Origin of the sequence: Pseudomonas mercuritolerans (assembly GCF_025706525.1) — a bacterium.
Lineage (GTDB): Bacteria > Pseudomonadota > Gammaproteobacteria > Pseudomonadales > Pseudomonadaceae > Aquipseudomonas > Aquipseudomonas mercuritolerans.
Map to the genome: position 1 here is coordinate 583204 of NZ_JAMSHA010000001.1, position 25952 is coordinate 609155.

A 25952-nucleotide genomic window follows, 5' to 3' on the forward strand; every position below is an offset into this window, starting at 1 on the left:
AACACGCCGACGCCATCGCGAGCAGGCTCGCTCCCACAGGGTTGGCCGGGTCAATAACCGTGCGATTCGCGGAATTTCGGCTCACGGCTGTGGTGATAATCGATCCATTCCACCACGTCATAAGGCAGATAGAGCTGCTGGCGGGCACGGGACACGGCGATGTACACGGCACAGATGCGCTGATCGAACTCGTAGGCATCCTTGAATTTCTCATTACTGAGCAACGTCCGGGTCAACAGCACGCGCCTGAACTCCATGCCGCCGGCCCGCTCGGCCATCATCAACAGACAGGCCTTGCCCGGCTCGATGATCTTTTGGCTCAGTCGCGTCAGGTCGGCAATCATGAAGCCGTTTTGCAACTGTGCCTCGATCCACAAGAATGCTTCATCGAACTGGTTGGCGGCGCGCACCTGCTGCCAATCAGCCATGTCGCTGAAATACGGGTGCGGTCCTTTCTCGCTGGACCCGGCGTTATAGAAATCGCGGCGGAACAGCTCGATGGCGGTGGTCATGAAATGCTTGATGTCGTCCTGCGCTTCCCGGTCGGGAAAACTGAAGGCGCAATTGGAATCGTGCAGGTGGATGGCCCACATCATCGTGTCCCACGGTGAAGCGGTCAGCACCACGCAACCTTCGGGCGGCACGAAGGCTTGCGGATAGTACTCGATATCGACGTCGGCGTGACGAGCGCCTTCGAACGGCACTTTGCTCTTGTGCGTGTGGCGCGAGATCAGCGGATTGACCAGGCGCTCGACATTGCGTCCCGAGCGCACCGAATAGCAGATATCGCTCTGACGAACTTCACGCTTGCGCTTGGGCGCCTCGCCCGTGGCCTGCTGATACTCATCGCCGAGGGTGATCAGCACCTGCTGCCCGCGCTCGATGATTTGCAGCAGCGACGCCGGCACATCCTGGCTTTCGTCGATGATCACATGGGTGTAGCGCGGCGGGACGCGGCAACCGGCGAGACTGGCGCGCTTGACCATCAACAACGTCGGAAAACCGCTCTGGCTGGCCCAGGCCGGGTTGGCCTCCAGATACACCCACAGGCGACTGGAGTATTCCAGCAGCGCTTGCGAGTCTGCGCCGGTCAAGGGCTGCTGGAAGTGCGGCAAGTGCCTGGCGGACAGCGTGTGATCTCTTGAGGCGCAGTACAGCTTGAGCACGCGCAGACAAACCTCGAGGGTGCCCGGCCCGTCGTGGTGGCGAAAGCCGAAGATATGCAGTTCCTGCGCCAGCGCCTGTTTGCTCGGGAGACGCGCGGGCGTCCTGGCCATAGGCAACCGGGGACCGAGCAGCTGGGCCTGGGCGAAATCGAAAAAGGTCTGGCCAATTTCCGTGTCGTGGACCTGCACGATGTGCTTGCGCAGCGTCGCCAGTTTCGCCGGGGTGCGCGCCAGTACCAGGGTGCGTTTCGAGCGCAGGCATTCGATCAGCGCGCTGAGCATGTAGCTCTTGCCGATGCCCGCATAACCCTGCACGTGCAGGTCTTCGTCGAGGTTGGCACGGAAGGTTCGCAGCAGTTTGTCCTGCGCCGCACTTAACCAGTGTTCACGCTCGCGTGGCGTGACCATTTGCTGGCGAAACGGGTTGTTCTGTTGCTGATGGCGGATCTTGTAGTCCACATCCCACTGCCCGCCGGGCAACAGAAATGCCTGCGCGGCGACTTCATCGGCCATGAGAAAGCGCAAGTTCAGGCCTTTGAGAGCATTGAGGCCGAAATACAATTTGCGCGAATCGAACAGACGCCGCGCCTCTGCAAGCAGTCCCGCTGATCCGGAGCGCCGAGAGGTGACAGACCAGTCAATGAGTCTGGCGAGAATCTTCTCCGCGGCGCTGGCGCTCAGATCCTGTTCCGTGGCCTGGGCGAGGCTCTGAATGACCAGCACTGCCGCCAGTTCCGGGTCGCTCAGGCTTGCCAGTGTCGCGACACCCTCGGGCTGCAACAGCGCCGTACACGCATCATGGGTGATGGGCAGAAATACCGGGGTGGCCAAATCAAAATGTTCCGGGTGCATACAACCTCGCCGCCTGGGCTTTAATACAACACCAGATCAGTCCTGGTCATTCTCGTCGTGCATTTCATGGGACTGCGGCAAGTTTCCCTCACTGCCGGACTCGGGGCTGATCCGCAGTTCGAAGGAGTAGCCGCCGAGCGTGCCGGACATGCCGCGTCGATCTGCGCCGCCAGCCAGCGGCCCTGCTTCAATCTGCGCCTGCACTTCGTAGAGCGCCATTTCCAGCAGTTTGCGCAGGTGTTCAGGGCTTTGCGCGCTGGCGTGCAGTTGCAGGTCGTACTGGCCGGCCACCGATTCAGTGATGACGGGCTGGTCCTGCACCGCGAGCGGCTGCGCAGCTTCTTCAGCCGCATTGAACACGGTCGAAGCCGCCAGAATCGCGGCGTGCTCCTCATCCATCAGGTCGAGCACTCGCGACAATTCCAGCGTGCGCTCGGGCTGATCCTGCATCTGCGTTTTGACTTCCAGACGCCGCATCTGCCATTCGCGCAGTTTTTCACGAGTCAGATCGTCGATTTCACCCACTTGCCTTACCTCTCGTTGCCAGGCGAGGGAGTATGCCACTGTTCGCTGTCGACAGCCGCACGGGCACCGGGACGCTGCGCGGCTGATCCGCGCGTTTCTGATGGCGGATCAACGCCACTAGCCAAATCGCAGGCATAAAAAAACCGCAGTGGGCAAACCCATGCAGTTCTCTTTGAATTCTCGGTTGGTTCGTTAAGGTGGTGCCCCCACCAGCCACACCCCGGCACACAATGTTCCCGCTGTGGCTGCTTCCTTCCGGATCTGACCAGGTTCACGGGTAATCGTTGCGGGGGGACCGATGGGGTCACCATAACGACGCTTGCCTATCGGCGAGCCGCGCCATTGTACCTGTCTGAGATGAACTTACAACCGTTGGTTGCAGATAAAAAACCTGAACGGCTTCAAGGACATAAACATCACGGCCCTGCGACACCTACAAGGCCAGCACCTCATCCGCCCTGCCCCCGGCCTGCTGGATCACCAGATGAATGAAGTGCAACTTGGCGATCGCCGCCGCCGGCAGTACGAACGGGTAGAAATCCGGCTGGCCCATGCTGCGCGACAGTTCGTTGAGCATGCCGGCCAGTTCGATCCACGCATTGACGAACGACAGGAACGCGCCACCGCCGGGATGCTCGGGGTCGTACAGGGTGCTGGTCGGAAATGGCTGATAGTCGAAGTCCATTTCCCGCGCGCTCATGCCGAAGCCCAGCGCCGTGTCGACCGCGTCCATCATGTGCAGGTAATGCGCCCAGGTTTCCGCCCAGTCTTCCCACGGGTGCATGGTCGCGTAGGCGCTGACGTAATGCTGCGGCCAGTCCAGCGGCGCGCCTTGCTGGTAGTGCCGGTCCAGCGCCTCGGCGTAACTGGCGCGTTCGTCGCCGAACAGATTGCGGAACGCGTCCAGCCAAGGGCCGTTGGCGATGAGGCGGTCCCAGTAGTAGTGGCCGACTTCGTGGCGAAAATGCCCGAGCAGCGTGCGGTAAGGTTCGTGCATCGCCGCCCTGACCTGCTCACGGTGTGCATCGTCGGCCTCTTTGATGTCGAGGGTGATCAGGCCATTGGCGTGGCCGGTCATCGGCGCGTTGCCTTCGAGGTCTACGCCAATGAAGTCGAACGCCAGTCCGGTTTCTTCGTCGACGATTTTCGGGATGACCGGCAAGCCGAGGGTGATCAGTTGCGCGACCAGTCGACGCTTGGCGATTTCGACCTTGCGCCAGCGTTCGGGGTTTTCCGCGACGGACAGGTCGGGAATGGTGCGGTTGAGGCTGCAAGCGATGCACAAGGTGTCGTGATCGTTGGCCGGCAGCAGCCAGTTGCACGCGGCGGGCATGTCGAGGTTGGCGCAGCGGCGGAACAGTCCGGCGTCGGGATCGGCGTCGAGCGTCCAGGTGCCCTCTTCCGGCCCCGGCTGCAGCGAGGTCAGGCGACTTTCTTCAGGTTGATAGCCGAGCAAGGCGTTACAGGCCAGGCACTGACTGTTGCGAAAAAACAGCGACTGGCCGCAACGGCACGGCCAGACTTTGCTGTTGCGCGAGGATCCGGCCACGAACGGCGCGATGATGCGGGAACTGAGCTGCTCGAAGAAGCGGTGCATGGCGATCTCTCCCTGGGACTGGCCAAGACTAGATCATTCTGAAGACAACATCGTTCCCACCCATAACCGCGCAGCCGGGTGATAGCAGCATTGTGGTGAGGGGATTTATCCCCGCTCGACTGCGCAGCAGTCGCAAAAAACCGTACACGCGATACAGATGAAATGATCGGTCGCAGGGTTTTGGGGTCGCTGCGCAACCCAGCGGGGATAAATCCCCTCGCCACAGGTGTCCATCCGGAGAGGGATAAATCCCCTCGCCACAGGGGTTCATCCGGAGAGGGGTAAATCCCCTCGCCACAGGGGTTCATACCGTCAGACAGCGACGCCGTGGGTTTTGAGGAAGGCGATAAACGCTTCTTCGTCCATGACCTTCACGCCCAGCTCATTGGCCTTGGTCAGCTTCGAGCCGGCACCGGGCCCGGCGACCACGCAATGGGTCTTGGCCGACACGGAGCCGGCAACTTTCGCGCCGAGGCTTTCCAGATGATCCTTGGCCACATCCCGGCTCATCAGTTCGACCTTGCCGGTCAGCACCCAGGTTTCGCCGGACAGCGGCAGACCTTCGACGACTTTTTTCTCGCTCTGCCAATGCATGCCGAAATCGCGCAGCTGCTGCTCGGCCCGCTCGGCCAGTTGCCGATGCTCAGGCGAGGCGAAGAACTCGCGCACCGAGTTGGCCTGCTTCTCCGGCAATGCCTGGCGCATGTCCAGCCAGTCAGCGTTCATCACCGCTTCCAGCGAACCGAAGCGATCGGCGAGTTTCTGCGCACCACCGGGGCCGACGAAGGGAATGTGCAGTTTGTCGAGCAAGCCGCCCAACGTGGTACTGGCGGCGAACTCCGCGCCCAGCTCGCCCTGATCCTGAATCTGCAGACCATGGCCGAGCAGTTCGCTGATGACCTGCTGGTTGTGCGCATCCTCGAAGAAGCTGTGAATCTCGTGCGCCACTTCCAGGCCGACGTCCGGCAGGTAAGTCAGCACATGCGGCAAGGCCTGTTGCACGCGCTCCAGCGAACCCAGCGAACGCGCCAGCACCTTGGCCGTTTCTTCGCCGACATCGGGAATGCCGAGGGCGTAGATGAAACGTGCCAGGCTCGGTTGCTTGCTGTCTTCGATGGCTTTGAGAAGCTTGTTGCTCGATACCTCGGCAAAGCCTTCCAGATCGACGATGTCGTCGAACTTCAGCGCATACAGATCGGCCGGCGAGCTGACCAGCCCTTCGTCGACCAGTTGCTCGACGCTCTTGTCGCCCAAGCCTTCGATGTCCATGGCCCGGCGCGAGACGAAGTGAATGATCGCCTGCTTCAATTGCGCGCCACAGGCCAGTCGGCCGACGCAGCGATACACCGCACCTTCGCTGAAGGTTTCCTTGCCCTTGCTGCGCTTGACCAGTTGCGTGCGTTCAACGTGGGAGCCGCACACCGGGCAGCTTTCGGGAATGGCCACCGGGCGCGCGTCATCGGGGCGACGCTCGGTGACTACCTGCACCACTTGCGGAATCACATCACCGGCGCGGCGGATGATCACCGTGTCGCCGATCATCAGGCCCAGTCGCGCCACTTCGTCCATGTTGTGCAACGTGGCGTTGGCCACGGTGACGCCGGCGACCTTCACCGGTTTCAGACGCGCCACCGGCGTCACCGCACCGGTGCGGCCGACCTGGAATTCCACGTCGAGCAGCTCGGTGAGTTCTTCCATCGCCGGGAATTTGTGTGCGATCGCCCAGCGCGGCTCGCGGGCGCGGAAGCCCAGCTCACGCTGGTCAGCGATGCTGTTGACCTTGAACACCACGCCATCGATTTCATAGGCCAGCGAGTTACGACGTTCGCCGATGTCGCGGTAGTACTCCAGGCACTCATCGATGCCCTTGGCCAGCTTCAGTTCGTGACTGATCGGCATGCCCCACTTCTGCAACTGCTTGAGGTTACCGATGTGGGTGTCGGCGATATCGTGAGACACCTGACCGATGCCATAGCAGCAGAATTCCAGCGGACGATTGGCGGTGATCTTCGAATCGAGCTGGCGCAGGCTGCCTGCTGCTGCGTTGCGCGGGTTGGCGAAAGTCTTGCCGCCGATTTCCAGTTGCGAAGCATTGAGGCGCTCGAAACCGGCCTTGGACATGAACACTTCACCGCGCACTTCCAGCGTCGCCGGCCAGCCTTCGCCGTGCAGCTTCAGCGGAATATTGCGCACGGTACGCACGTTGACGCTGATGTCCTCGCCGGTGGTGCCATCGCCACGGGTGGCGCCGCGCACCAACAGACCGTCCTGATACAGCAGGCTGACCGCCAGGCCATCGAGCTTCGGCTCGCAGCTGTATTCCACCGCCGCGCCGCCACCGAACAGATCGCCGGCCGGCACGTCGAGGCCTTCGTTGACGCGGCGATCAAACTCGCGCATGTCGGATTCTTCGAAGGCGTTGCCGAGGCTGAGCATCGGGATTTCGTGACGCACCTGAGTGAATGCGGTCAACGCCATGCTGCCGACGCGCTGGGTCGGCGAATCGCTGGTGATCAGTTCCGGGTTGGCCGCTTCCAGCGCCTTGAGCTCGTGGAACAAGCGGTCGTACTCGGCATCGGGAATGCTCGGCTCGTCGAGAACGTGATAGCGATAGTTGTGCTGATCCAGCTCAGCGCGCAGCTCTAGAATGCGGATTTTGGCGGCGGTCATGGGTGTTCTCTCATAAAGCAAAAGAGCAGCCGAGGCTGCTCCAGTTTCATTCCATTATCGGCGGCGGGGCCAAAAGATCGCAGCCTCGTTGCACTCGTCAGCTCCTACAGGCCGAAGGCTGCGATCTTTCGATTTTGGCCTTAGCGCTTCTGCGTCAATGCGCGGCGTTCGAATTCGACGATGCGCTGACGGTAGTGCTCAATCGTCTGCGCAGTCAGTACGCTGCGCTGATCGTCTTTCAGTTCGCCGTTCAGTTCCTGGGACAGCTTGCGGGCCGCCGCGACCATTACGTCGAAAGCCTGCTTCGGATGACGCGGGCCAGGCAGACCGAGGAAGAAGCTCACCGCCGGAGTGCTGAAGTGGTCGATGTCGTCCAGATCAAAGATGCCCGGCTTGACCGCGTTGGCCATGGAGAACAGCACTTCGCCGTTACCGGCCATGCTTTCGTGGCGGTGGAAAATGTCCATCTCGCCGAAACGCAGGCCGCTTTCGAGAATGTTCTGCAGCAGCGCCGGGCCTTTGAAGCCGGCCGGGTCGCGGCAGATCACGCTGATCACCAGCACTTCTTCGGCTTGCGGCTGATCTTTTTCCGCCACGGCCGCTGCAGGCTTGCTGTCTTCGGCGAAATCGTCATCGCGGCTGCTGAAGCTCGGGCCGCCGTCCAGATCGAGGTCGAGGTTCAGGTCGCCCTGCGCCGGGCCGTTGCTGCCGCGCTTGCCACGTTTCGAGCCGGATTCACGCGGCTCGCGGGCTTCGCGGTTGGGCATGCTCACCGACGGCAGATCGTGCTCGTCCAGTTGCGGCTCTTTGTGCGTGTCCAGGACGCGGGCCGGGCCCAACAGCTCGGCGCTGGTGTCCTCGTCCGGCAGATTGGACAGGCTCCGGTCGAGACGGAATTTCAGCTTTCCCTTGCCGCCGCGCATACGGCGCCAGCCATCGAAAAGAATACCGGCTATCACAATGATGCCGATGACGATCAGCCACTCGCGCAGACCGATTTCCATGTAATCCCGTGCCTCTATAAAAAATGCTGAAAAATAAGGGGTTTACACTGCGTAAACCGCTTTAAAACGTGGCGCCAACTCTATGTTCTGACAGGCGTTTTGCCCACGTATACGAAAAATTGACATTAAACTAGCACGATCAAAGGCTTCGCAGCTACAAGCTTTAAGCTCCAAGCCACAAGCCGTCCACTTGCAGCTTGGAGCTTGTAACCTGCAGCTGCGCCGCTAGGCGTCCACCATCGCCATCGCCTCCTCGACATCCACCGCCACCAGTCGCGAACAGCCCGGTTCATGCATCGTCACACCCATCAACTGCTCGGCCATTTCCATGGCGATCTTGTTGTGGGTGATGTAAATGAACTGCACGGTCTGCGACATCTCTTTGACCAGGCGTGCGTAGCGTCCAACGTTAGCGTCATCCAGTGGCGCGTCAACCTCATCGAGCATGCAGAACGGCGCCGGGTTCAACTTGAAGATGGCAAAAACCAGGGCCAGTGCAGTCAGGGCTTTTTCGCCGCCGGAGAGCAAATGGATGGTGCTGTTCTTCTTCCCGGGCGGCTGCGCCATGATCGTCACCCCTGTATCGAGTAGATCTTCGCCCGTCAGTTCCAAATACGCGCGCCCGCCACCGAAAACTTTCGGGAAAAGTGCCTGCAAACCACCGTTGATCTGATCAAAGGTATCTTTGAAACGGTTGCGGGTTTCCTTATCGATTTTGCGGATGACGCTTTCCAGGGTCTCCAGCGCCTCGACCAGATCGGCGTCCTGCGCATCCAGATAACGTTTACGCTCCGATTGTTGCGTGTATTCATCGATGGCCGCGAGGTTGATCGCACCCAGGCGCTGAATCCGCGCGTTGATGCGTTCGAGTTCTTCTTCGGCCTCGCGTTCACTGGCTTGTGCGGTCAATGTGGCGAGCACGCCGTTGAGATCGTAGCCGTCCTCAAGCAATTGATCCTGCAACGCCTTGCGCCGTACGGTCAGCGCCTGCCATTCCATGCGTTGCTGTTCGAGCTGGCCGCGAATCAACTGCGATTGCTGCTCGGCCTGGGTGCGGCGTTTTTCCGCGTCGCGCAATTCACGATCGGCGTCTTCCAGGGCGATCTGCGCGGTCTTGAGTTCTTCATCGACGGTCATGCGCTTGTCGAGCAACTCTTCGAGTTTCAGACGCAGCTCTTCCAGCGGCGCCTCGCCCTCCTCCAGATTCAGACTCAACTGTTCGCGCTTTTCAGTCAGGCGCTCGGCCTGCATTTCCAGACGCTCCAGCGCCTGCCGCGTGGAGTCATGCTGAGCACGCAACGAGCCGAGACGCACGGCCAATTGATGGGCGTGATCCTTGTGCTGCCGCGCTTCCTGACGCACGCGATCAAGGCGCTCGCGCAGGCTGTCGCGCTGGGCCAGCAGCAACTCGCGCTGCTCGGTGTCGAGCGCCATGGAATCCAGCGCTTCCTGCAAATTCATGCGCGCTTCGCCGACCTGCTCGTGCTCAAGCTCGCGCTGTTCGGCGAGTTCGACCAGTTCTTCATCGAGACGGGTGCGGCGCAATGTCAGCTGTTCGGCTTTGGCCTTGCCGGCGGACAACTGCGCTTTCAGTTCGCCTTGCTGGCGCGCTTCGTCCTGCAGCAAGCGGCGCAGATGTTCGCGGCCGTTTTCCTGCTGGCGCTGCTGCGCGCGCAAGGTTTGCAGACGGGTTTCCATGGCTTCGACCGTGGCTTCGCGCTCTTCGCGCTCCAGTTGCAGGTCTTCGATTTCCTGGCCACGGGCGAGCATGCCGCTTTCCGCTTCGCTGGCGCGACGTACGCGTAAAAAGTGTCGACCGACCCAATAGCCGTCGCGGCTGATGAGGCTTTGCCCGGCGCTCAACTGGCCGCGCAAGGCCAGCGCCTGTTCAAGGCTGTCGACCGGTTTGACCTGGCCGAGCCACGGCGACAGATCGATCTGCGCCTCGACTTTGTCCAGCAGGCTGCCCGCCACCCGCACGCCATCGCTGGCCGGGCTGAGCAGGCGCAAATCGCCTTGAGTGAAACCGGACAGATCAAAACCGCTGAAATCGTCGACCAGCACCGCTTGCAGATCGGCGCCGAGCACGGTTTCCACCGCCAGCTCCCAACCGGCCTCAACCTTCAGACCTTCGGCCAGACGCGGGCGCTCGGCGAGATTGTGTTCCTTCAACCATTCGGCGGTGCCGGTGCCCGGATCGAGCGCGGCCTGCTGCAAGGCTTCCAGCGACGCCAGACGCCCGTTGAGCCGCTGCAGATCGCCCTGCGCCTGCTGCTGTGCGGTCAACGCTTGCTGTAATTCCTGACGCAGTTGTTCAAGCTTTTCGACTTGCGCTTCTTCGCTGGTCTGTAAATCTTCGAGGGTCGCTTCGGACTCGGCGAGCTGCTCGTTGAGCGCCATGATCGCCGCGTCTTCCGGGTCGGCGGACAGCAACGCGCGCTCTTCAGCGAGACGTTTCTGCCGGTCGGCCAGACGCTCCATGCTGCTTTCCAGCTGCTGGATTCGCGATTGCTGGACTTCAGCCTGACGGCGCGGTTCGGCAGCGGTCAGGTTGAAAGCATCCCACTGCTCCTGCCAGCCGTGCATGGTGGTTTCGGCTTCTTCGAGGGCCGCAGCGGCTTCCTCGGCGGCGGCGCTGGTGACTTCCTGTTCTGGCGTGAGCATGTCCAGCTCTTCGCCGAGGGTCAGCAACAGCGTGCGGTCGTGGCCAAGGTGCGATTCGGTTTCCAGACGCGCGCGTTCGGCTTCTTTCAGATCGTCCTGCAACTGGCGCAACCGCTGCTGGCCATGCTGAATGCTCTGCTCGACCCGGGCGATATCGCCGCCGACCGAATAGAAGCGGCCCTGCACCAGATTGAAGCGCTCGGACAGGTCGTGGTGACCGTCGCGCAGGCGTTCGATGGCCGCATCAGCGTTACGCTGTTCAGCGACCAGCGCTTCGAAGCTGACTTCCTGGTTGCCGATGATCGACTCGCGCTGACCGACCTGCTCGTTAAGATCCTGCCAGCGCAGGGCCGACAGTTGCGCCTTGAGCTGACGCTCTTCGGCCTTGAGTTCCTGATACTTTTTCGCCGCCTCGGCCTGACGGTGCAGACGTTCGAGCTGGCGCTCCAGCTCCTCGCGCAGGTCGGTGAGGCGGGCGAGGTTCTCGTGGGTACGGCGGATACGGTTTTCCGTCTCACGGCGACGCTCCTTGTACTTGGAGATGCCCGCCGCTTCTTCGATGAAATTGCGCAGGTCTTCCGGCTTGGATTCGATCAGCTTGGAGATCATCCCCTGTTCGATGATCGAGTAGCTGCGCGGGCCGAGGCCGGTGCCGAGGAAGATATCGGTGATGTCGCGCCGACGGCATTTGGTGCCGTTGAGATAATAAGTGGTCTGGCTGTCGCGGGTGACTTTGCGGCGAATGGAAATCTCCGCATAGGCCGCGTATTCGCCGAGCAGCGTGCCGTCGGAGTTGTCGAACACCAGTTCGATGCTCGCCTGGCTCACCGGTTTGCGGCTGGTCGAACCGTTGAAGATGACGTCGGTCATCGACTCGCCACGGAGGTTCTTCGCCGAACTTTCGCCCATCACCCAGCGCACGGCGTCGATGATATTCGACTTGCCGCAACCGTTCGGCCCGACGACCGCCGCCATGTTACTGGGGAAGTTCACCGTGGTCGGGTCGACGAAGGATTTGAACCCCGCCAGTTTGATGCACTTCAGCCGCACGCTCAGGCAACCGTCAGCGCAGACACCACCAGATCGCAGCTGCGCTGGGCATACGCCGTGAGCACGATGCGGATCTGCGGCAAATCACGGGCGAGTACGGCGGCGAGCAAGCGTTCGAACAGTTCGAGGAATTCGCTCATTTCCGCCTTGCGCTGCTCGAGGGCGAGGAAATACGCGCGGCTCATCGCCGGCTGGAGGTTCTCGACGGTTTCTTGCAGGTACGGATTGTTGGCAAACGGATAGGCGGCGCGCATCACCGCAAAGCTGTCATCGACGAAGCTGCGGATATCGCCGCGTTCGTAATTGGCGGTCAGGCGCTGCTGGATCTGCACGAACGGCGCCATGTCCGACTGCACTTGCCAGCCATTGGCCACCGAATTGCCAAGCAGGATATACAGCTCGCTCATCAGCGTGCACAGGCTCTGCACCTTGTGCGGCGTCAGCTCGGTAACGTGGGCGCCACGACGCGGCAGGATCGCGATCAGGTGACGGCGCTCGAGGATCAGCAAGGCTTCGCGGACCGAACCGCGGCTGACGTTGAGCGCCAGCGTGACCTTCTGTTCCTGGATACGCTCTCCAGGCTTCATTTCGCCACGAATGATGCGCTCGGCGAGGTGGTGAGCGATTTGCTCGGCGAGGCTGTCCGGCGCCTTGAACGTCATGGTTGTCCTTCAAACTCTATCGATCTGCACAAGCGGCGCAGTGTAGCGCAAATGCGCGGTCATGGCGGAGTGCCCACGCAGCGGTTTTTGGCACGAATCCCGCAAAAAAGCGCAGTGACCGATGAAGGTCAATACTGAATAGACACGCTGTTGATCGACGAAACGGATTTTCCTGACCTTTAAGTCAGAAAACCATTGACCGAAAAGTCAGACCTGCTAAATTCGGTTCACGTCGGTTAACAACAATAATGAGTCTGCGAGGCCTTCCGTGATCCAGTTTTTACTTAACCAGGAACTCCGTAGCGAGCACGCCCTGGACCCGAATCTGACTGTGCTCAATTACCTGCGTGAACATGTGGGCAAGCCCGGCACCAAAGAAGGTTGCGCCAGTGGCGACTGCGGCGCCTGCACCGTGGTGGTTGGCGAGTTGCAGACCGATGATACGGGGCGTGAACATATTCGCTATCGCAGCCTCAATTCGTGCCTGACTTTCGTCTCGTCATTGCACGGCAAGCAACTGATCAGCGTTGAAGACCTCAAGCACAAGGGCGAACTGCACAGCGTGCAGAAAGCCATGGTCGAGTGCCACGGTTCGCAGTGCGGCTTCTGCACCCCCGGTTTCGTCATGTCGTTGTTCGCCCTGCAAAAGAACAGCGATGCGCCGGATCAGGCCAAGGCTCACGAAGCGCTGGCCGGCAACCTCTGCCGCTGCACTGGCTACCGGCCGATTCTCGCCGCTGCCGAACAATCCTGCTGCGCCAAGCCTGCGGATCAGTTCGACGCCCGCGAAGCCGAAACCATTGCCCGCCTCAAAGCCATCGCGCCGACCGATATCGGCGAACTCAACAGCGGCGACAAGCGCTGCCTGGTGCCGCTGACCGTCGCTGACCTGGCCGATCTCTACGACGCTTATCCACAAGCGCGGCTGCTCGCCGGCGGCACCGATCTGGCGCTGGAAGTCACCCAGTTCCACCGCACTCTGCCGGTGATGATCTATGTCGGTAACGTCGCCGAAATGAAGCGCATCGAAACCTTCGATGACCGCATCGAAATCGGCGCCGCCACCGCCCTCTCCGACTGCTACGAGGCCTTGAATGCCGAGTACCCGGACTTCGGCGAACTGCTGCACCGCTTCGCTTCGCTGCAAATCCGCAATCAAGGCACCCTCGGCGGCAACATCGGCAACGCCTCGCCGATCGGTGACTCGCCACCGCTGCTGATCGCCCTCGGCGCGCAGATCGTGCTGTGCAAAGGCGAAACCCGCCGCACGCTGAACCTGGAAGATTACTTCATCGACTACCGCGTCACCGCGCGTCAGGAAAGCGAGTTCATCGAAAAAATCATCGTCCCGCGCGCCAGCGCCGAGCAGTTGTTCCGTGCCTACAAAGTGTCGAAGCGCCTGGATGACGACATCTCCGCCGTCTGCGCTGCCTTCAATCTGCGCGTGGAAAATGGCGTGATCAGCGACGCGCGCGTGGCCTTCGGCGGCATGGCGGCGATTCCGAAACGCGCTGCGCACTGCGAAGCCGTGCTGCAAGGTGCACCGTTCAACAACGCCGTGATCGAGCGCGCCTGCGCCGCGCTGGCCGAAGATTTCACACCGCTCTCGGACTTCCGCGCCAGCAAGGAATATCGCCTGCTCAGCGCGCAGAACCTGCTGCGCAAATACTTCATCGAACTGCAAACACCGCACATCGAGACTCGGGTGACCGCTTATGTCTAACCATCACGCCGTAGAGAAGACCCAGGCTGAACTGGCCGAACTGTTCGCCCAGGACCTGACCACCGGTGTCGGCCGCAGCGTCAAGCACGACAGCGCCGCCAAGCATGTGTCCGGTGAAGCGCAGTACATCGACGATCGCCTGGAATTCCCCAACCAGTTGCATCTGTATGCGCGCCTGTCGGACCGCGCCCACGCGAAAATCCTCAGCATCGACACGTCGCCGTGCTACGCCTTCGAAGGCGTGCGCATCGTCATCACCCACGAAGACGTTCCGGGGCTGAAAGACATCGGCCCGCTGATGCCGGGCGATCCGTTGCTGGCTATCGATGACGTGCAGTTCGTCGGCCAGCCGGTGCTGGCGGTCGCGGCGAAAGACCTGGAAACCGCGCGCAAGGCAGCGATGGCGGCGATCATCGAATACGAAGATCTGGAACCTGTGCTCGACGTCGTCGAAGCCCTGCGCAAGCGCCATTTCGTGCTCGACAGCCACACCCACCAGCGCGGCGACTCGGCCTCTGCACTGGCCACGGCGGAACATCGTATTCAGGGCACGCTGCACATCGGCGGCCAGGAACACTTCTATCTGGAGACGCAAATCTCCTCGGTGATGCCCACCGAAGATGGCGGGATGATCGTCTACTGCTCGACGCAGAACCCGACCGAAGTGCAGAAACTGGTCGCCGAAGTGCTCGACGTGTCGATGAACAAGATCGTTGTCGACATGCGCCGCATGGGCGGTGGTTTCGGTGGCAAGGAAACCCAGGCCGCGAGCCCGGCGTGCCTGTGCGCGGTGGTCGCGCACCTCACCGGCCAACCGACCAAGATGCGCCTGCCGCGCGTCGAAGACATGCTGATGACCGGCAAGCGCCACCCGTTCTACGTTGAATACGATGTCGGTTTCGACAGCAGCGGCCGTCTGCACGGGATCAACATGGAGTTGGCCGGAAACTGCGGCTGCTCGCCGGACCTGTCCGCCTCGATCGTTGACCGCGCGATGTTCCACTCGGACAACTCCTACTATCTCGGCGATGCCACCATCAACGGTCACCGTTGCAAGACCAACACCGCCTCGAACACCGCTTATCGTGGTTTCGGCGGCCCGCAAGGCATGGTCGCCATCGAGGAAGTGATGGACGCGATCGCCCGGCACTTGAAGCTCGACCCGCTGGCGGTGCGCAAGGCCAACTACTACGGCAAGACCGAGCGCAACGTCACCCACTACTACCAGACCGTCGAGCACAACATGCTCGAAGAGATGACCGCCGAACTGGAAGAAAGCAGCCAGTACGCCGAGCGCCGCGAAGCGATCCGTCGCTACAACGCCAACAGCCCGATCCTGAAAAAAGGCCTGGCGCTGACCCCGGTGAAATTCGGTATTTCCTTCACCGCGAGCTTCTTGAACCAGGCCGGTGCGCTGATCCACATCTACACCGACGGCAGCATCCACCTGAACCACGGCGGCACCGAAATGGGTCAGGGCCTGAATACCAAAGTCGCTCAGGTCGTGGCGGAAGTGTTCCAGGTCGAAATCGACCGTGTGCAGATCACCGCGACCAACACCGACAAAGTGCCAAACACCTCCCCGACCGCTGCTTCCAGCGGCGCCGACCTGAACGGCAAAGCCGCGCAGAACGCAGCACAGACCATCAAGCAACGCCTGGTCGAATTCGCCGCGCGGCACTACAAAGTCAGCGAAGAAGACGTCGAATTCCGCAACGGCCACGTGCGGGTGCGCGAGCAGATCCTGACCTTCGAAGCGCTGATCCAGCAGGCATATTTCAATCAGGTCTCGCTGTCGAGCACTGGCTTCTACAAGACCCCGAAAATCTATTACGACCGCAGTCAGGCCCGTGGGCGTCCGTTCTATTACTTCGCTTTCGGCGCAGCCTGCTGCGAAGTGATCGTCGACACCCTGACCGGCGAGTACAAGATGCTGCGCACCGACATCCTGCACGACGTCGGCGCCTCGCTGAACCCGTCGATCGACATCGGTCAGGTCGAGGGCGGTTTCGTCCAGGGCATGGGCTGGCTGACCATGGAAGAGCTGGTCTGGAACAACAAGGGCAAGCTGATGACCAACGGCCCGGCCAGCTACAAGATCCCGGCGGTGGCGGACATGCCGCTGGATCTGCGGGTGAAACTGGTGGAAAACCGCAAGAACCCGGAAGACACGGTGTTCCATTCCAAAGCTGTCGGTGAACCGCCGTTCATGCTCGGCATCGCCGCGTGGTGCGCGATCAAGGACGCGGTGGCGAGTCTCGGTGATTATCAGCATCAGCCGAAGATCGATGCGCCGGCCACGCCGGAGCGGGTGTTGTGGGGCTGTGAGCAGATGCGCCAGCTCAAAGCGGTGAAGGCTGTCGAAGCTGAAACCGAGCTGGCTCCGCTCTAGGACCGAGGCGCGGCCATTCGCGAGCAGGCTCGCTCCCACATTTGGAATGCATTGCCAATGTGGGAGCGAGCCTGCTCGCGAAGAGGCCGGCACAGACAACGAAGATGTCGAGGTGAACATGTACAACTGGATCGACGCCCTCGCCGACCTGCAGAACCAGGGCGAACCCTGTGTGCTGGTGACGATCATCGAAGAACTTGGCTCGACGCCACGCAATGCCGGCTCGAAAATGGTCGTCAGCGCCGACCGGATGTTCGACACCATCGGTGGCGGGCATCTGGAATTCAAAGCCATGCAGATCGCCCGCGAGATGCTCGCCAGCGGCAAGCAGGACACCCATCTGGAGCGCTTCAGCCTCGGTGCCAGCCTCGGCCAGTGCTGCGGCGGCGCCACGGTGTTGCTGTTCGAACCCATGGGCCAGGTGCAGGCACAGATTGCCGTATTCGGTGCCGGCCATGTCGGGCGCGCCCTCGTGCCGCTGCTGGCCAGCCTGCCCTGCCGGGTGCGCTGGATCGATTCGCGCGAGGCCGAGTTCCCTGAACACATCCCTCACGGCGTGCGTAAAATCGTCAGCGAAGAGCCGGTGGACGAAGTCGATGATCTGCCCGCCGGCAGCTACTGCATCGTCATGACCCACAACCATCAGCTCGATCTGGAGCTGACCGCGGCGATTCTCAAGCGTAACGATTTCACTTGGTTCGGCCTGATCGGCTCGAAAACCAAACGCGCCAAATTCGAACACCGCCTGCGCGATCGTGGTTTCGACCCGAGCGTGGTGCAGCGCATGCGCTGCCCGATGGGCATCAGCGAAGTCAAAGGCAAACTGCCTGTGGAAATCGCCATCTCCATCGCCGGTGAAATCATCGCCACCTATAACGCCAATTTCGGCCAGCACAGCGCCCGCGCCGAACCGATTGCCCGACTGCTGCCCGCCTCGCGCCGCAGCCAGTCCGCCAAACTCAAAGCCTCAACTGATTAGAGAACCCTCATGCCTCTGACTCGCAAAGCCTACCGCGCCGCCATCCTGCACAGCATTGCCGACCCTGCCGAAGTCGGCATCGAAGCCTCCTATGAATATTTCGAGGACGGCCTGCTGGTGGTCGACGACGGCAAGATCAGTGCCCTCGGCCACGCCAGCGAACTGCTGCCAACCCTGCCGGCAGATATCGAGATCAACCATTATCAGGATGCGCTGATCACACCGGGCTTTATCGACACACACATTCACCTGCCGCAGACCGGCATGGTCGGCTCCTACGGCGAGCAACTGCTCGACTGGCTGAACACCTACACCTTTCCTTGCGAAAGCCAGTTTGGCGACAAGGCCCACGCCGACGAAGTGGCCGATATTTTCATCAAGGAACTGCTGCGCAACGGCACCACCACGGCGCTGGTGTTCGGCAGCGTGCACCCGCAATCGGTGAATTCGTTTTTCGAAGCGGCGGAAAAGCTAGATCTGCGCATGATCGCCGGCAAGGTGATGATGGACCGCAATGCCCCGGATTATCTGGTCGATACCGCCGAATCCAGCTACGTCGACAGCAAGGCGCTGATCGAGCGCTGGCACGGCAAGGGTCGCTTGCACTATGCGGTGACGCCGCGCTTCGCCCCCACCAGCACCCCGGAACAACTGACCCTGGCCGGGCAATTGCTGACGGAATATCCGGATCTGTACATGCAGACCCACATCAGCGAAAACCTCAAGGAAATCGAGTGGGTCAAAGAGCTGTTCCCGGAGCGCAAGGGTTACCTCGACGTCTATGATCACTACCAGTTGCTTGGCGAACGCTCGGTATTCGCCCACGGCGTGCACCTGTGTGACGAAGAATGCGCGCGACTGGCGGAAACCGGCTCGGCGATCTCGTTCTGCCCGACCTCGAACCTGTTCCTCGGCAGCGGCCTGTTCAACCTGCCGATGGCCGAGAAGCACAAGCTCAATGTCGGCCTTGGCACCGACGTCGGCGGCGGCACCAGTTTCTCCCTGCTGCAAACCCTCAATGAAGCCTACAAGGTCATGCAACTGCAGGGCGCGCGGTTGAGCCCGTTCAAGTCGCTGTACCTGGCGACCTTGGGTGGTGCGCGGGCGCTGCGCCTGGAAGACAAGATCGGTAACCTGCAACCGGGCTCCGATGCCGACTTCCTGGTGCTGGATTACAACGCCACGCCGCTGCTGAGCTACCGCTTGAAGCAGTCCAATAACATTGCCGAGACGTTGTTTGTGTTGATGACCTTGGGCGATGACCGCACCGTGGCGCAGACGTATGCAGCGGGGGCGCTGGTGCATCAGCGCTGAGTTTTTCCAGAGCATAAAAAATCCCCCGGCGGTGTTTACCCCGGGGGATTTTTGTTGCCGGTCAGGTTGTCTTCGCGAGCAGGCTCGCTCCCACCTTTGAAATGCATTCCCCTGTGGGAGCGAGCCTGCTCGCGAAAGCCGCGACTCGGTCTCAGCTTAGAGCTTGGCCGCTGGGCGCCCCGGCTTCTTGGTCTGCAACAAATGCGAGAACACCGCATGCAGATCATCCGACGCGCCTTCCTCGTCGAGGTTGAGCTTGCTGTCGATGTGATCCATGTGATGCATCATCAGGTTCACCGCCAGTTCGCCGTCGCGCTTTTCAATGGCGTCGATCAACTGCGTGTGTTCGTCGTACGAACAATGCGAGCGGTTGCCGCTTTCGTACTGGGCGATGATCAGCGAGGTCTGCGACACCAGGCTGCGCTGGAAGCTGATCAACGGTGCGTTCATTGCCGCTTCGGCCAGCTTCAGGTGGAATTCACCCGACAGACGAATACCGGCACCGCGATCGCCGCGGGAGAAGCTGTCGCGCTCGTCGTTGACCATCTGCCGCAGTTCGGCGATCTGCTCGGCCGTGGCATGTTGCACCGCCAGTTCAGTGATCGCCCGCTCGACCAGACGGCGGGCGAGAAACACCTGACGCGCTTCTTCAACACTTGGGCTGGCGACGACGGCGCCACGGTTCGGCCGCAACAGCACCACGCCTTCATGGGCCAGACGCGACAGCGCGCGGCGAATGATGGTGCGGCTGACCCCGAAGATTTCCCCCAGCGCTTCTTCGCTCAACTTGGTACCGGGCGCCAGGCGCTGTTCGAGGATGGCCTCGAAGATATGCGCGTAGACAATATCGTCCTGGGTTCCGCTGCGGCCGGCTTTGCCTGCTCGCGGTTGTTTCTTGAGGGGTTGCAACTGTTCGTTCATGGGCACTCGAGTCGGGAAAACTGCGGCGAATAGACCGTGACTGTAATACGGCACAGTAGGTCGCTGGCAAGTATCGCGTAAAAAACAGCGCGATTGTACACAATGAATGGTGGCAACACGACTGTACGGCTGTTTGCGCCTGCGGCTGTATTGCAACGTTGGGTTACGTTTGAGTTTAGGCTTGATCGCAGAATCCGCTGCATGACCGCAATCCTCCCGTGGGAGCGAGCCTGCTCGCGAAAGCCATTCCACATTCACTATGAATGTTGACTGACCTACCGCTTTCGCGAGCAGGCTCGCTCCCACAGAGGTGATGTGTTGTGGCGGACATCTCCATTGGTATAAGGAACACCGCCGTCATGACCGACGCCACCCACGCCCGCTTGCGCCCTCTGGCCGACACCTCGCCTTCCGCCATCGTCGCCGGTTTCATCGCGATGATGACCGGCTACACCAGTTCGCTGGTGCTGATGTTCCAGGCCGGGCAAGCGGCCGGCCTGAGCAGCGGGCAGATTTCTTCGTGGATCTGGGCAATTTCTATCGGCATGGCAGTGTGTTCGATCGGCCTGTCGCTGCGCTATCGCACACCGATCACCATCGCCTGGTCGACCCCCGGCGCGGCGTTGCTGATCACCAGCCTGGGCGGTGTCAGTTATGGCGAGGCAATCGGCGCCTATGTCACCTGCGCGGTGCTGGTGACGATCTGCGGCCTGACCGGCAGCTTCGAACGGCTGGTAAAAAAGATCCCGGCCTCTTTGGCGGCGGCCTTGCTGGCAGGGATTCTGTTCAAGATCGGCAGCGAAATCTTCGTCGCCGCGCAACACCGTACCGGTCTGGTGCTGGGAATGTTCTTCACTTATCTGCTGGTCAAGCGCCTGTCGCCACGCTATGCCGTGCTCGCGGCGCTGCTGATCGGCACCGCGCTGTCGGGCTTCATGGGGCTGCTGGATTTCAGTGCGTTTCATCTGGAAGTTGCCACGCCAGTCTGGACCACCCCGCACTTTTCACTGGCGGCGACCATCAGCATCGGCATTCCGCTGTTCGTTGTAGCGATGACCTCGCAGAACATGCCCGGCATCGCGGTGCTGCGTGCCGATGGCTATAACGTCCCGGCCTCGCCACTGATCACCACCACCGGCATCGCCTCGCTGTTGCTGGCGCCGTTCGGCTCCCACGGCATCAACCTCGCGGCCATCAGCGCGGCGATCTGCACCGGCCCGCATGCCCACGAAGATCGCAACAAGCGCTACACCGCAGCGGTGTGGTGCGGGGTGTTCTACGGCATTGCCGGGGTGTTCGGCGCGACGTTGGCGGCATTGTTTGCGGCGTTGCCCAAGGAACTGGTGCTGTCGATTGCCGCGCTGGCGCTGTTCGGCTCGATCATCAATGGCTTGAGCATCGCCATGAACGAGGTGAAGGAACGGGAAGCGGCGTTGATCACCTTCATGGTCACGGCATCGGGGTTGACGCTGTTTTCCATTGGTTCGGCGTTTTGGGGGATTGTTGCGGGGGTGCTGACCTTGCTGATCCTCAATTGGCGCAAAGCCTAAGGCACAGGATCAAAAGCCCCTCACCCTAGCCCTCTCCCAGAGGGAGAGGGAACCGACCGTGGTGTTTTGGAAGAGGTGCGCCGACATGGGATACCGAGTCGAACGCGAATCCTGAAAAGCCCAACAATCGGCTCCCTCTCCCTCGGGAGAGGGCTGGGGTGAGGGGCGAATCCACCACCAAACCCAAGCCGTACCACCCAAACCCCAGACGAAAAAAAACGGCGACCCGAAGGTCGCCGTTTTTTCAGTATCACTTGGCCGCGTTGATCGGCTTTTCCGGATACCACACGTCCAGCAGCGGGCTGACTTCGTACTTGGTCAGCTCGGAGCGGTTTTTCAACCAGGCTTCAACGGCAGCACGCTGCTCTTCGTTGACCGAGCCACGCTTCTGCAGGCACACCAGACCGAAGTCGTCGCCGCCAACATAACCCAGACCGTTGGCTTCCATGGCTTCTTTGATGAATGCTTCGAGGAAAGCGTCAATGGCTTCTTCGGACAAGTCTTCTTTGAAGTCCAGGTTCAGTTCGAAACCCAGCTCTTGAAATTCATCAACGCACAGTTTTTTGCGCAGACGCTGGGAACGGTTAGTCGCCATTGGAACAATCCTCTTAAGTAATAACGGCCGGCACTTTACCAGTTTAAGCCGGCGATTGCCCGACTCTCTGGCCGCTGCGGCCGACCGCCTGTAAAAAAATAAGCGATTGGCCGGGCCTGACACGGCACAAGCTGTTACAGCTTGGGGCATAATGCCGACACTTTCATGACCACTGAGGGCCTTTTCATCCATGTCCTCGTCTTTTTTCCCCTCTTTTGCAGGGTTTTATTGCATATGATCAAATCGTTGCGTCCACTGTTTCTCGCCGGCCTTCTTCTGCCTCTGGCCCTGCCTGTCTCCGCTGCCACCATCAACACTTCCCTCACCCCGAACGTCGAAAAAGCCCTCAAGGCCAGCAAGTTGCAGCCCACTGCGCTGTCGCTGGTGATGGTGCCGCTCGACGGTCCGGGCACGCCGACGGTGTTCAACGCCGACGTCTCGGTCAACCCGGCCTCGACAATGAAACTGGTCACCACTTACGCGGCGCTGGAAATGCTCGGCCCCAACCATCAGTGGAAAACCGAGTTCTATACCGACGGCGATCTGAGCGGCGGCATTCTCAACGGCAACCTCTACCTCAAGGGTGGCGGTGACCCGAAGCTGAACATGGAAAAACTCTGGCTGCTGATGCGCGACCTGCGCGCCAACGGCGTGACCCAGATTACCGGCGACCTGATCCTCGACCGCAACTTCTTCGTGCAGCCGCAATTGCCGGAATTCAACGATGACGGCAACGACGACAACAAGCCGTTCCTGGTCAAACCCGACTCATTGCTGGTCAACCTCAAGGCCCTGCGCTTTGTTGCGCGCAATGACGGTGGCCGCGTACTGATTTCGGTTGAGCCGCCGATTGCCAGCATCCGCATCGAAAACACCGTCAAGGCGCTGCCGTCCAAGCAATGCACCGGCGGCGTGCGCTACAACCCGGTGCCGCAGGCCGATGGCAGCGTGACCGTAACCGTCGGCGGCCAGTTGGGCGAAGGCTGCAGTTCGCAGACCTACCTGTCGCTGCTCGACCACGCGACCTACACCGCCGGCGCCGTCCGCGCGATCTGGAAGGAGCTGGGTGGCAGCATTCAGGGCAAGGATCGTCTGGCGCCAACGCCGAGCGGCGCCAAACTGCTTGCCCGCGCGTACTCGCCGGATCTGGCCGAGATCATCCGCGACATCAACAAATACAGTAACAACACCATGGCCCAGCAGCTGTTCCTCAGCCTTGGCCAGCGTTTCCGCAACGATGCCGACGGTGATGACGCCCGGGCTGCGCAGCGCGTGGTGCGGCAGTGGCTGGCGAAGAAAGGCATCACCGCGCCGCATCTGGTGATGGAGAACGGCTCCGGTCTGTCGCGGGCCGAGCGGGTCAGCGCGCGTGAGATGGCCAACATGCTGCAAGCCGCCTGGCACAGCCCGTACGCCGCCGAGTACATCAGCTCGCTGCCGATTGCCGGCACCGACGGCACCATGCGCAAACGCCTGAAAACCACGGCGATGCGCGGTGAGGCGCACGTCAAGACCGGTACCCTGAACACCGTGCGCGCGATTGCTGGCTTCAGCCGTGATGTGAATGGCAATACCTGGGCGGTGGTAGCGATCCTCAACGACAAGGCCCCGTTCGGCGCCTCGTCGGTACTCGATCAGGTGCTGCTGGATCTGTACAAACAGCCGAAACTGCCGCAGACCGCTTCGGTGCTGTAAGCGCGGCAGATTCATTTGTGGGAGCGAGCCTGCTCGCGAAGGCGTCAGTTCAGGCAGCATGTTCAGTGACTGTCAAACCGCTTTCGCGAGCAGGCTCGCTCCCACAGAAAATCAGCGCCAAGTCCCCTCTGCCCCACAGGATCAGGTGTCAGGTTGGAATCAGCTCATCTCCCGCTCAACCCGATCCCGGCCATTCTGCTTCGCTGCGTAAACCCCTGAGTCAGCGCGCAGCAACAGCGCATCTGCGCCCTCCCCCGGGCGCCAGCTGGCGATGCCGAAACTGGCGGTGACCAAGCCGACCACGTCCACCGGCGCGCTGCGCAAACCTTCCCACAACTCCATCGCCAGCATGTAGGCGTGTTCACCGTCGATATCCGGGCACAGCACCATGAACTCTTCACCGCCCAAACGGCAGAACACGTCGGTGCGGCGCAGGCGATGGCCGATCCGCTCGCAGACTGCCTGCAGCACGCGGTCGCCGACGGCGTGGCCGAACTGATCGTTGATGCGCTTGAAGTGGTCGATGTCGAGCATGATCACCGACAACTCGCCGCCGCCACGCTCGACCCGGGCCATTTCGGTGGTCAGGCGCTCCTGGAAATAGCGGCGGTTGTGAATGCCGGTCAGCGAGTCGGTGATCGACAACGCGCGCAATTCTTCTTCCACGCGCTTGAGATCGGAGATATCCGATATATAACCGTGCCACAGCACCCCGCCGCCCGGCAGCTCTTCCGGTGTCGCCTCGCCGCGCACCCAGCGCAGACCGCGCTCGGGCAGTTGCACGCGGTACTCCTCGCGCCAAGGGCTGAGGTTTTCCGCCGATTCGCGGATCGAGCTGCGCACGCGAATCGCATCCTGCGGGTGGATACGACTGAAGATCGCCTCGGAGTCGAGCAACAGCACATCCGGTTCCAGCTCGTAGATTTCGCGGATGCCATCGCTGGCGTAGATCACGCTGAAGCGTCCGTCGAATTCCATCTTGAATTGGTAGATGCCACCGGGAACATGGGCGCTGAGCTTCTTCAGCAATGTGTCGCGTGCTGCCAGCACCTCGTGCACTCGCTTGCGTTCGGTGATGTCGATGCAGATCGCCAGATGACCGACCCACAGGCCTTGCTCGTCAAGCACCGGGGTGGCGAGCATGTTCACCGGCAGGTGGCTGCCATCGCTGCGCACCAGCGTCCACTCGCGTGCTTCATGGCCACCGACTTCGCCGCCCTCGACCAGCATCGCGTGGCAAGTCGGAATACTTTTGCCGTAACGCGCGCTCAGCTCCGCCGAACGCGCTGCCAGCTCGCGGGGCAAATGCAGGTTTTCCAGGGTCATCCGCCCAACGACTTCGGCACTGCTGTAGCCGAGCATTTGCTCGGCACCGGGATTGAAAGTGTTGATCACGCCGCGCAGGTCGGTGGCAATGATCGCGACCTGAGTGGCGGCATTCAGCACGCCGCGCAACTGACCGTGAGTGCCGCGCAACTCCTGCTCGCGCTCGTGCAATTCCTGGGTGCGCACCTCGACCAGCCGCACCGCGCGCTGGCGCTGGCTCACCAGCACATAAAGCAAGGCGCTGAGCAGCGCGCTGAGCAAGCCGCCCAGAATGATCACGCTGCCCACCGAAGAATGGTTGGCCTGCATGAACGCGTAGCTTGGCAGGATATCGACCTGATAGTCGTGATCGGCCATGCGCAGCAAACGCGTCGCCGCCAGATCGCCGGGCACCGCTTCGTTGGTCGATTCGAACAACGCCTCGTGCTGACCCTGGGTCGACAGGTCGAGAATGCGCACCGACAGGTAATCGTGCAGGGCATCGGGCAAGCCGTCGGCGAGCAACTGGCGCATGCTGATCACCGCCATCACATAGCCGAACGGCTGTGACCCGCCCGGGCGACTGACCGGCGCCAGCAGCAACACCCCACGCGCGTATGACGACTCGATCCCGACCAGATGCATCGGTTTCGACACTGCCATGCTGCCCAACTGGTCGGCGCGTTGCAGGGTTTCGCGGCGCAAGGGTTGGGCGAGCAAGTCGTAACCCAACGGTGGCGCCAGTCGGCTTTGAGTCTGGGTGTACAGCACCGGCACATATTCGTCGCGCGGCGGAGCCAGTTGCAGCTCACCCTTGGCGTCCAGCTCGCGAATGGTGAAATCGCTCAGGCCTTCGTCACGCACGCGCTGTTCGAACGCGGCCCGATCGGCGCCAGCGACTCTCGGGGCATAGGTGTAGGCCTGGGTACGCAGCAATAAAGGTCGGGAGTAGCCGTCGAATTCGGCGCGGGACACCGATTCAGAGTTGGCGAAGAACCGGCGCAGACCATCGAGACGTTGCTCCTGGTCCTGAAAACGTTCGGCGATGCGGCTGTAGCGTTCGTTGGCCAGCAGTTGGAAACGCTGACGCGATTGTTGCTGAAACTGGTTGAAGGTGCCCCATGCGAGCAGCCCGGTGAGAATCCCGCCGGCGAGCAATACCAACAGCGCGACCAGCCAGGCTGAGACGTCTTCGCTGATGAAACCGAGGATTTTCGGGCGCACGGGGTGCAACGGCATAAGCACGACTCACTCCGCCAGATTCCCGGGAAAAACCCCATTGGCGGTG

The 25952-nt window shown here is 61.3% G+C and carries 16 protein-coding genes and 1 other RNA gene; 6 read left to right on the forward strand and 11 right to left on the reverse strand.

What is annotated here, in order from left to right:
- Positions 1 to 50 precede the first annotated feature (50 nt).
- The 8 genes from ND528_RS02630 to ND528_RS02665 all read right to left on the reverse strand — a co-directional run bounded on the left by ND528_RS02630 (position 51) and on the right by ND528_RS02665 (position 12190).
- Complete coding sequence (locus tag ND528_RS02630) at positions 51 to 2018, reverse strand: hypothetical protein (RefSeq protein WP_263469611.1); 1968 nt, start codon at positions 2016 to 2018, stop codon at positions 51 to 53.
- A gap of 36 nt (positions 2019 to 2054) precedes the next feature.
- Positions 2055 to 2543, reverse strand: coding sequence for a hypothetical protein (locus ND528_RS02635; protein WP_263469612.1), 489 nt, complete (start codon positions 2541 to 2543; stop codon positions 2055 to 2057).
- 204 nt (positions 2544 to 2747) lie between these two features.
- An RNA gene (gene ffs / locus ND528_RS02640) (signal recognition particle sRNA small type) lies at positions 2748 to 2844 on the reverse strand.
- Positions 2845 to 2976: 132 nt separating this feature from the next.
- Positions 2977 to 4140 (reverse strand): zinc-binding metallopeptidase family protein, encoded by a 1164-nt coding sequence (locus tag ND528_RS02645; protein WP_263469613.1) that lies wholly within the window; start codon positions 4138 to 4140, stop codon positions 2977 to 2979.
- Positions 4141 to 4452: 312 nt separating this feature from the next.
- On the reverse strand, positions 4453 to 6810 hold the full coding sequence (ligA, locus tag ND528_RS02650) for an NAD-dependent DNA ligase LigA (RefSeq protein ID WP_263469614.1): 2358 nt from the start codon (positions 6808 to 6810) through the stop codon (positions 4453 to 4455).
- Between the two features lie 140 nt (positions 6811 to 6950).
- Positions 6951 to 7814, reverse strand: coding sequence for a cell division protein ZipA (gene zipA / locus ND528_RS02655; RefSeq protein ID WP_016773851.1), 864 nt, complete (start codon positions 7812 to 7814; stop codon positions 6951 to 6953).
- Positions 7815 to 8039: 225 nt separating this feature from the next.
- Positions 8040 to 11528 carry a chromosome segregation protein SMC gene (gene smc, locus ND528_RS02660; RefSeq protein WP_263469615.1) on the reverse strand — a complete coding sequence of 1163 codons (3489 nt, stop codon included), beginning with the start codon at positions 11526 to 11528 and terminating at the stop codon, positions 8040 to 8042.
- A gap of 2 nt (positions 11529 to 11530) precedes the next feature.
- On the reverse strand, positions 11531 to 12190 hold the full coding sequence (locus ND528_RS02665; protein WP_039763015.1) for a GntR family transcriptional regulator: 660 nt from the start codon (positions 12188 to 12190) through the stop codon (positions 11531 to 11533).
- 268 nt (positions 12191 to 12458) lie between these two features.
- On the opposite strand from ND528_RS02665, the gene xdhA reads away from it, so the two are divergent.
- From xdhA to guaD, 4 genes are all read left to right on the forward strand, one after another.
- Positions 12459 to 13913, forward strand: a complete 1455-nt coding sequence (gene xdhA, locus ND528_RS02670; RefSeq protein WP_122602796.1) for a xanthine dehydrogenase small subunit — start codon at positions 12459 to 12461, stop codon at positions 13911 to 13913.
- Positions 13906 to 16305: a xanthine dehydrogenase molybdopterin binding subunit gene (xdhB, locus tag ND528_RS02675; RefSeq protein ID WP_217850993.1), complete on the forward strand. Its 2400-nt coding sequence runs from the start codon at positions 13906 to 13908 to the stop codon at positions 16303 to 16305. Before xdhA ends, xdhB begins: the two co-directional genes overlap by 8 nt.
- 118 nt (positions 16306 to 16423) lie before the next feature.
- Positions 16424 to 17284: a xanthine dehydrogenase accessory protein XdhC gene (xdhC, locus tag ND528_RS02680; protein WP_263469616.1), complete on the forward strand. Its 861-nt coding sequence runs from the start codon at positions 16424 to 16426 to the stop codon at positions 17282 to 17284.
- A 9-nt stretch (positions 17285 to 17293) separates the two neighbouring features.
- Positions 17294 to 18598 (forward strand): guanine deaminase, encoded by a 1305-nt coding sequence (guaD, locus tag ND528_RS02685; RefSeq protein ID WP_263219290.1) that lies wholly within the window; start codon positions 17294 to 17296, stop codon positions 18596 to 18598.
- Between the two features lie 156 nt (positions 18599 to 18754).
- Here the strand turns inward: guaD and ND528_RS02690 are convergent, their stop codons facing one another.
- A complete protein-coding gene (locus ND528_RS02690) occupies positions 18755 to 19519 on the reverse strand; it encodes a GntR family transcriptional regulator (RefSeq protein WP_007918375.1) in 765 nt (254 codons plus the stop codon).
- A gap of 359 nt (positions 19520 to 19878) precedes the next feature.
- Between ND528_RS02690 and ND528_RS02695 the strand changes: the two genes are divergently transcribed.
- On the forward strand, positions 19879 to 21069 hold the full coding sequence (locus ND528_RS02695; RefSeq protein ID WP_263469617.1) for a benzoate/H(+) symporter BenE family transporter: 1191 nt from the start codon (positions 19879 to 19881) through the stop codon (positions 21067 to 21069).
- Positions 21070 to 21319: 250 nt separating this feature from the next.
- Here ND528_RS02695 and ND528_RS02700 read toward each other — a convergent pair whose 3' ends face one another.
- The gene (locus tag ND528_RS02700; protein WP_016773843.1) at positions 21320 to 21664 is read right to left on the reverse strand and encodes a YggL family protein; all 345 of its coding nucleotides are present in this window, start codon (positions 21662 to 21664) and stop codon (positions 21320 to 21322) included.
- Positions 21665 to 21898: 234 nt separating this feature from the next.
- Here ND528_RS02700 and dacB point away from each other — a divergent pair, with 234 nt between their 5' ends.
- The gene (gene dacB / locus ND528_RS02705; protein WP_024012313.1) at positions 21899 to 23359 is read left to right on the forward strand and encodes a D-alanyl-D-alanine carboxypeptidase/D-alanyl-D-alanine endopeptidase; all 1461 of its coding nucleotides are present in this window, start codon (positions 21899 to 21901) and stop codon (positions 23357 to 23359) included.
- 159 nt (positions 23360 to 23518) lie between these two features.
- Here the strand turns inward: dacB and ND528_RS02710 are convergent, their stop codons facing one another.
- A complete protein-coding gene (locus ND528_RS02710; RefSeq protein WP_263469618.1) occupies positions 23519 to 25903 on the reverse strand; it encodes a sensor domain-containing diguanylate cyclase in 2385 nt (794 codons plus the stop codon).
- Between the last annotated feature and the right edge of the window lie 49 nt (positions 25904 to 25952).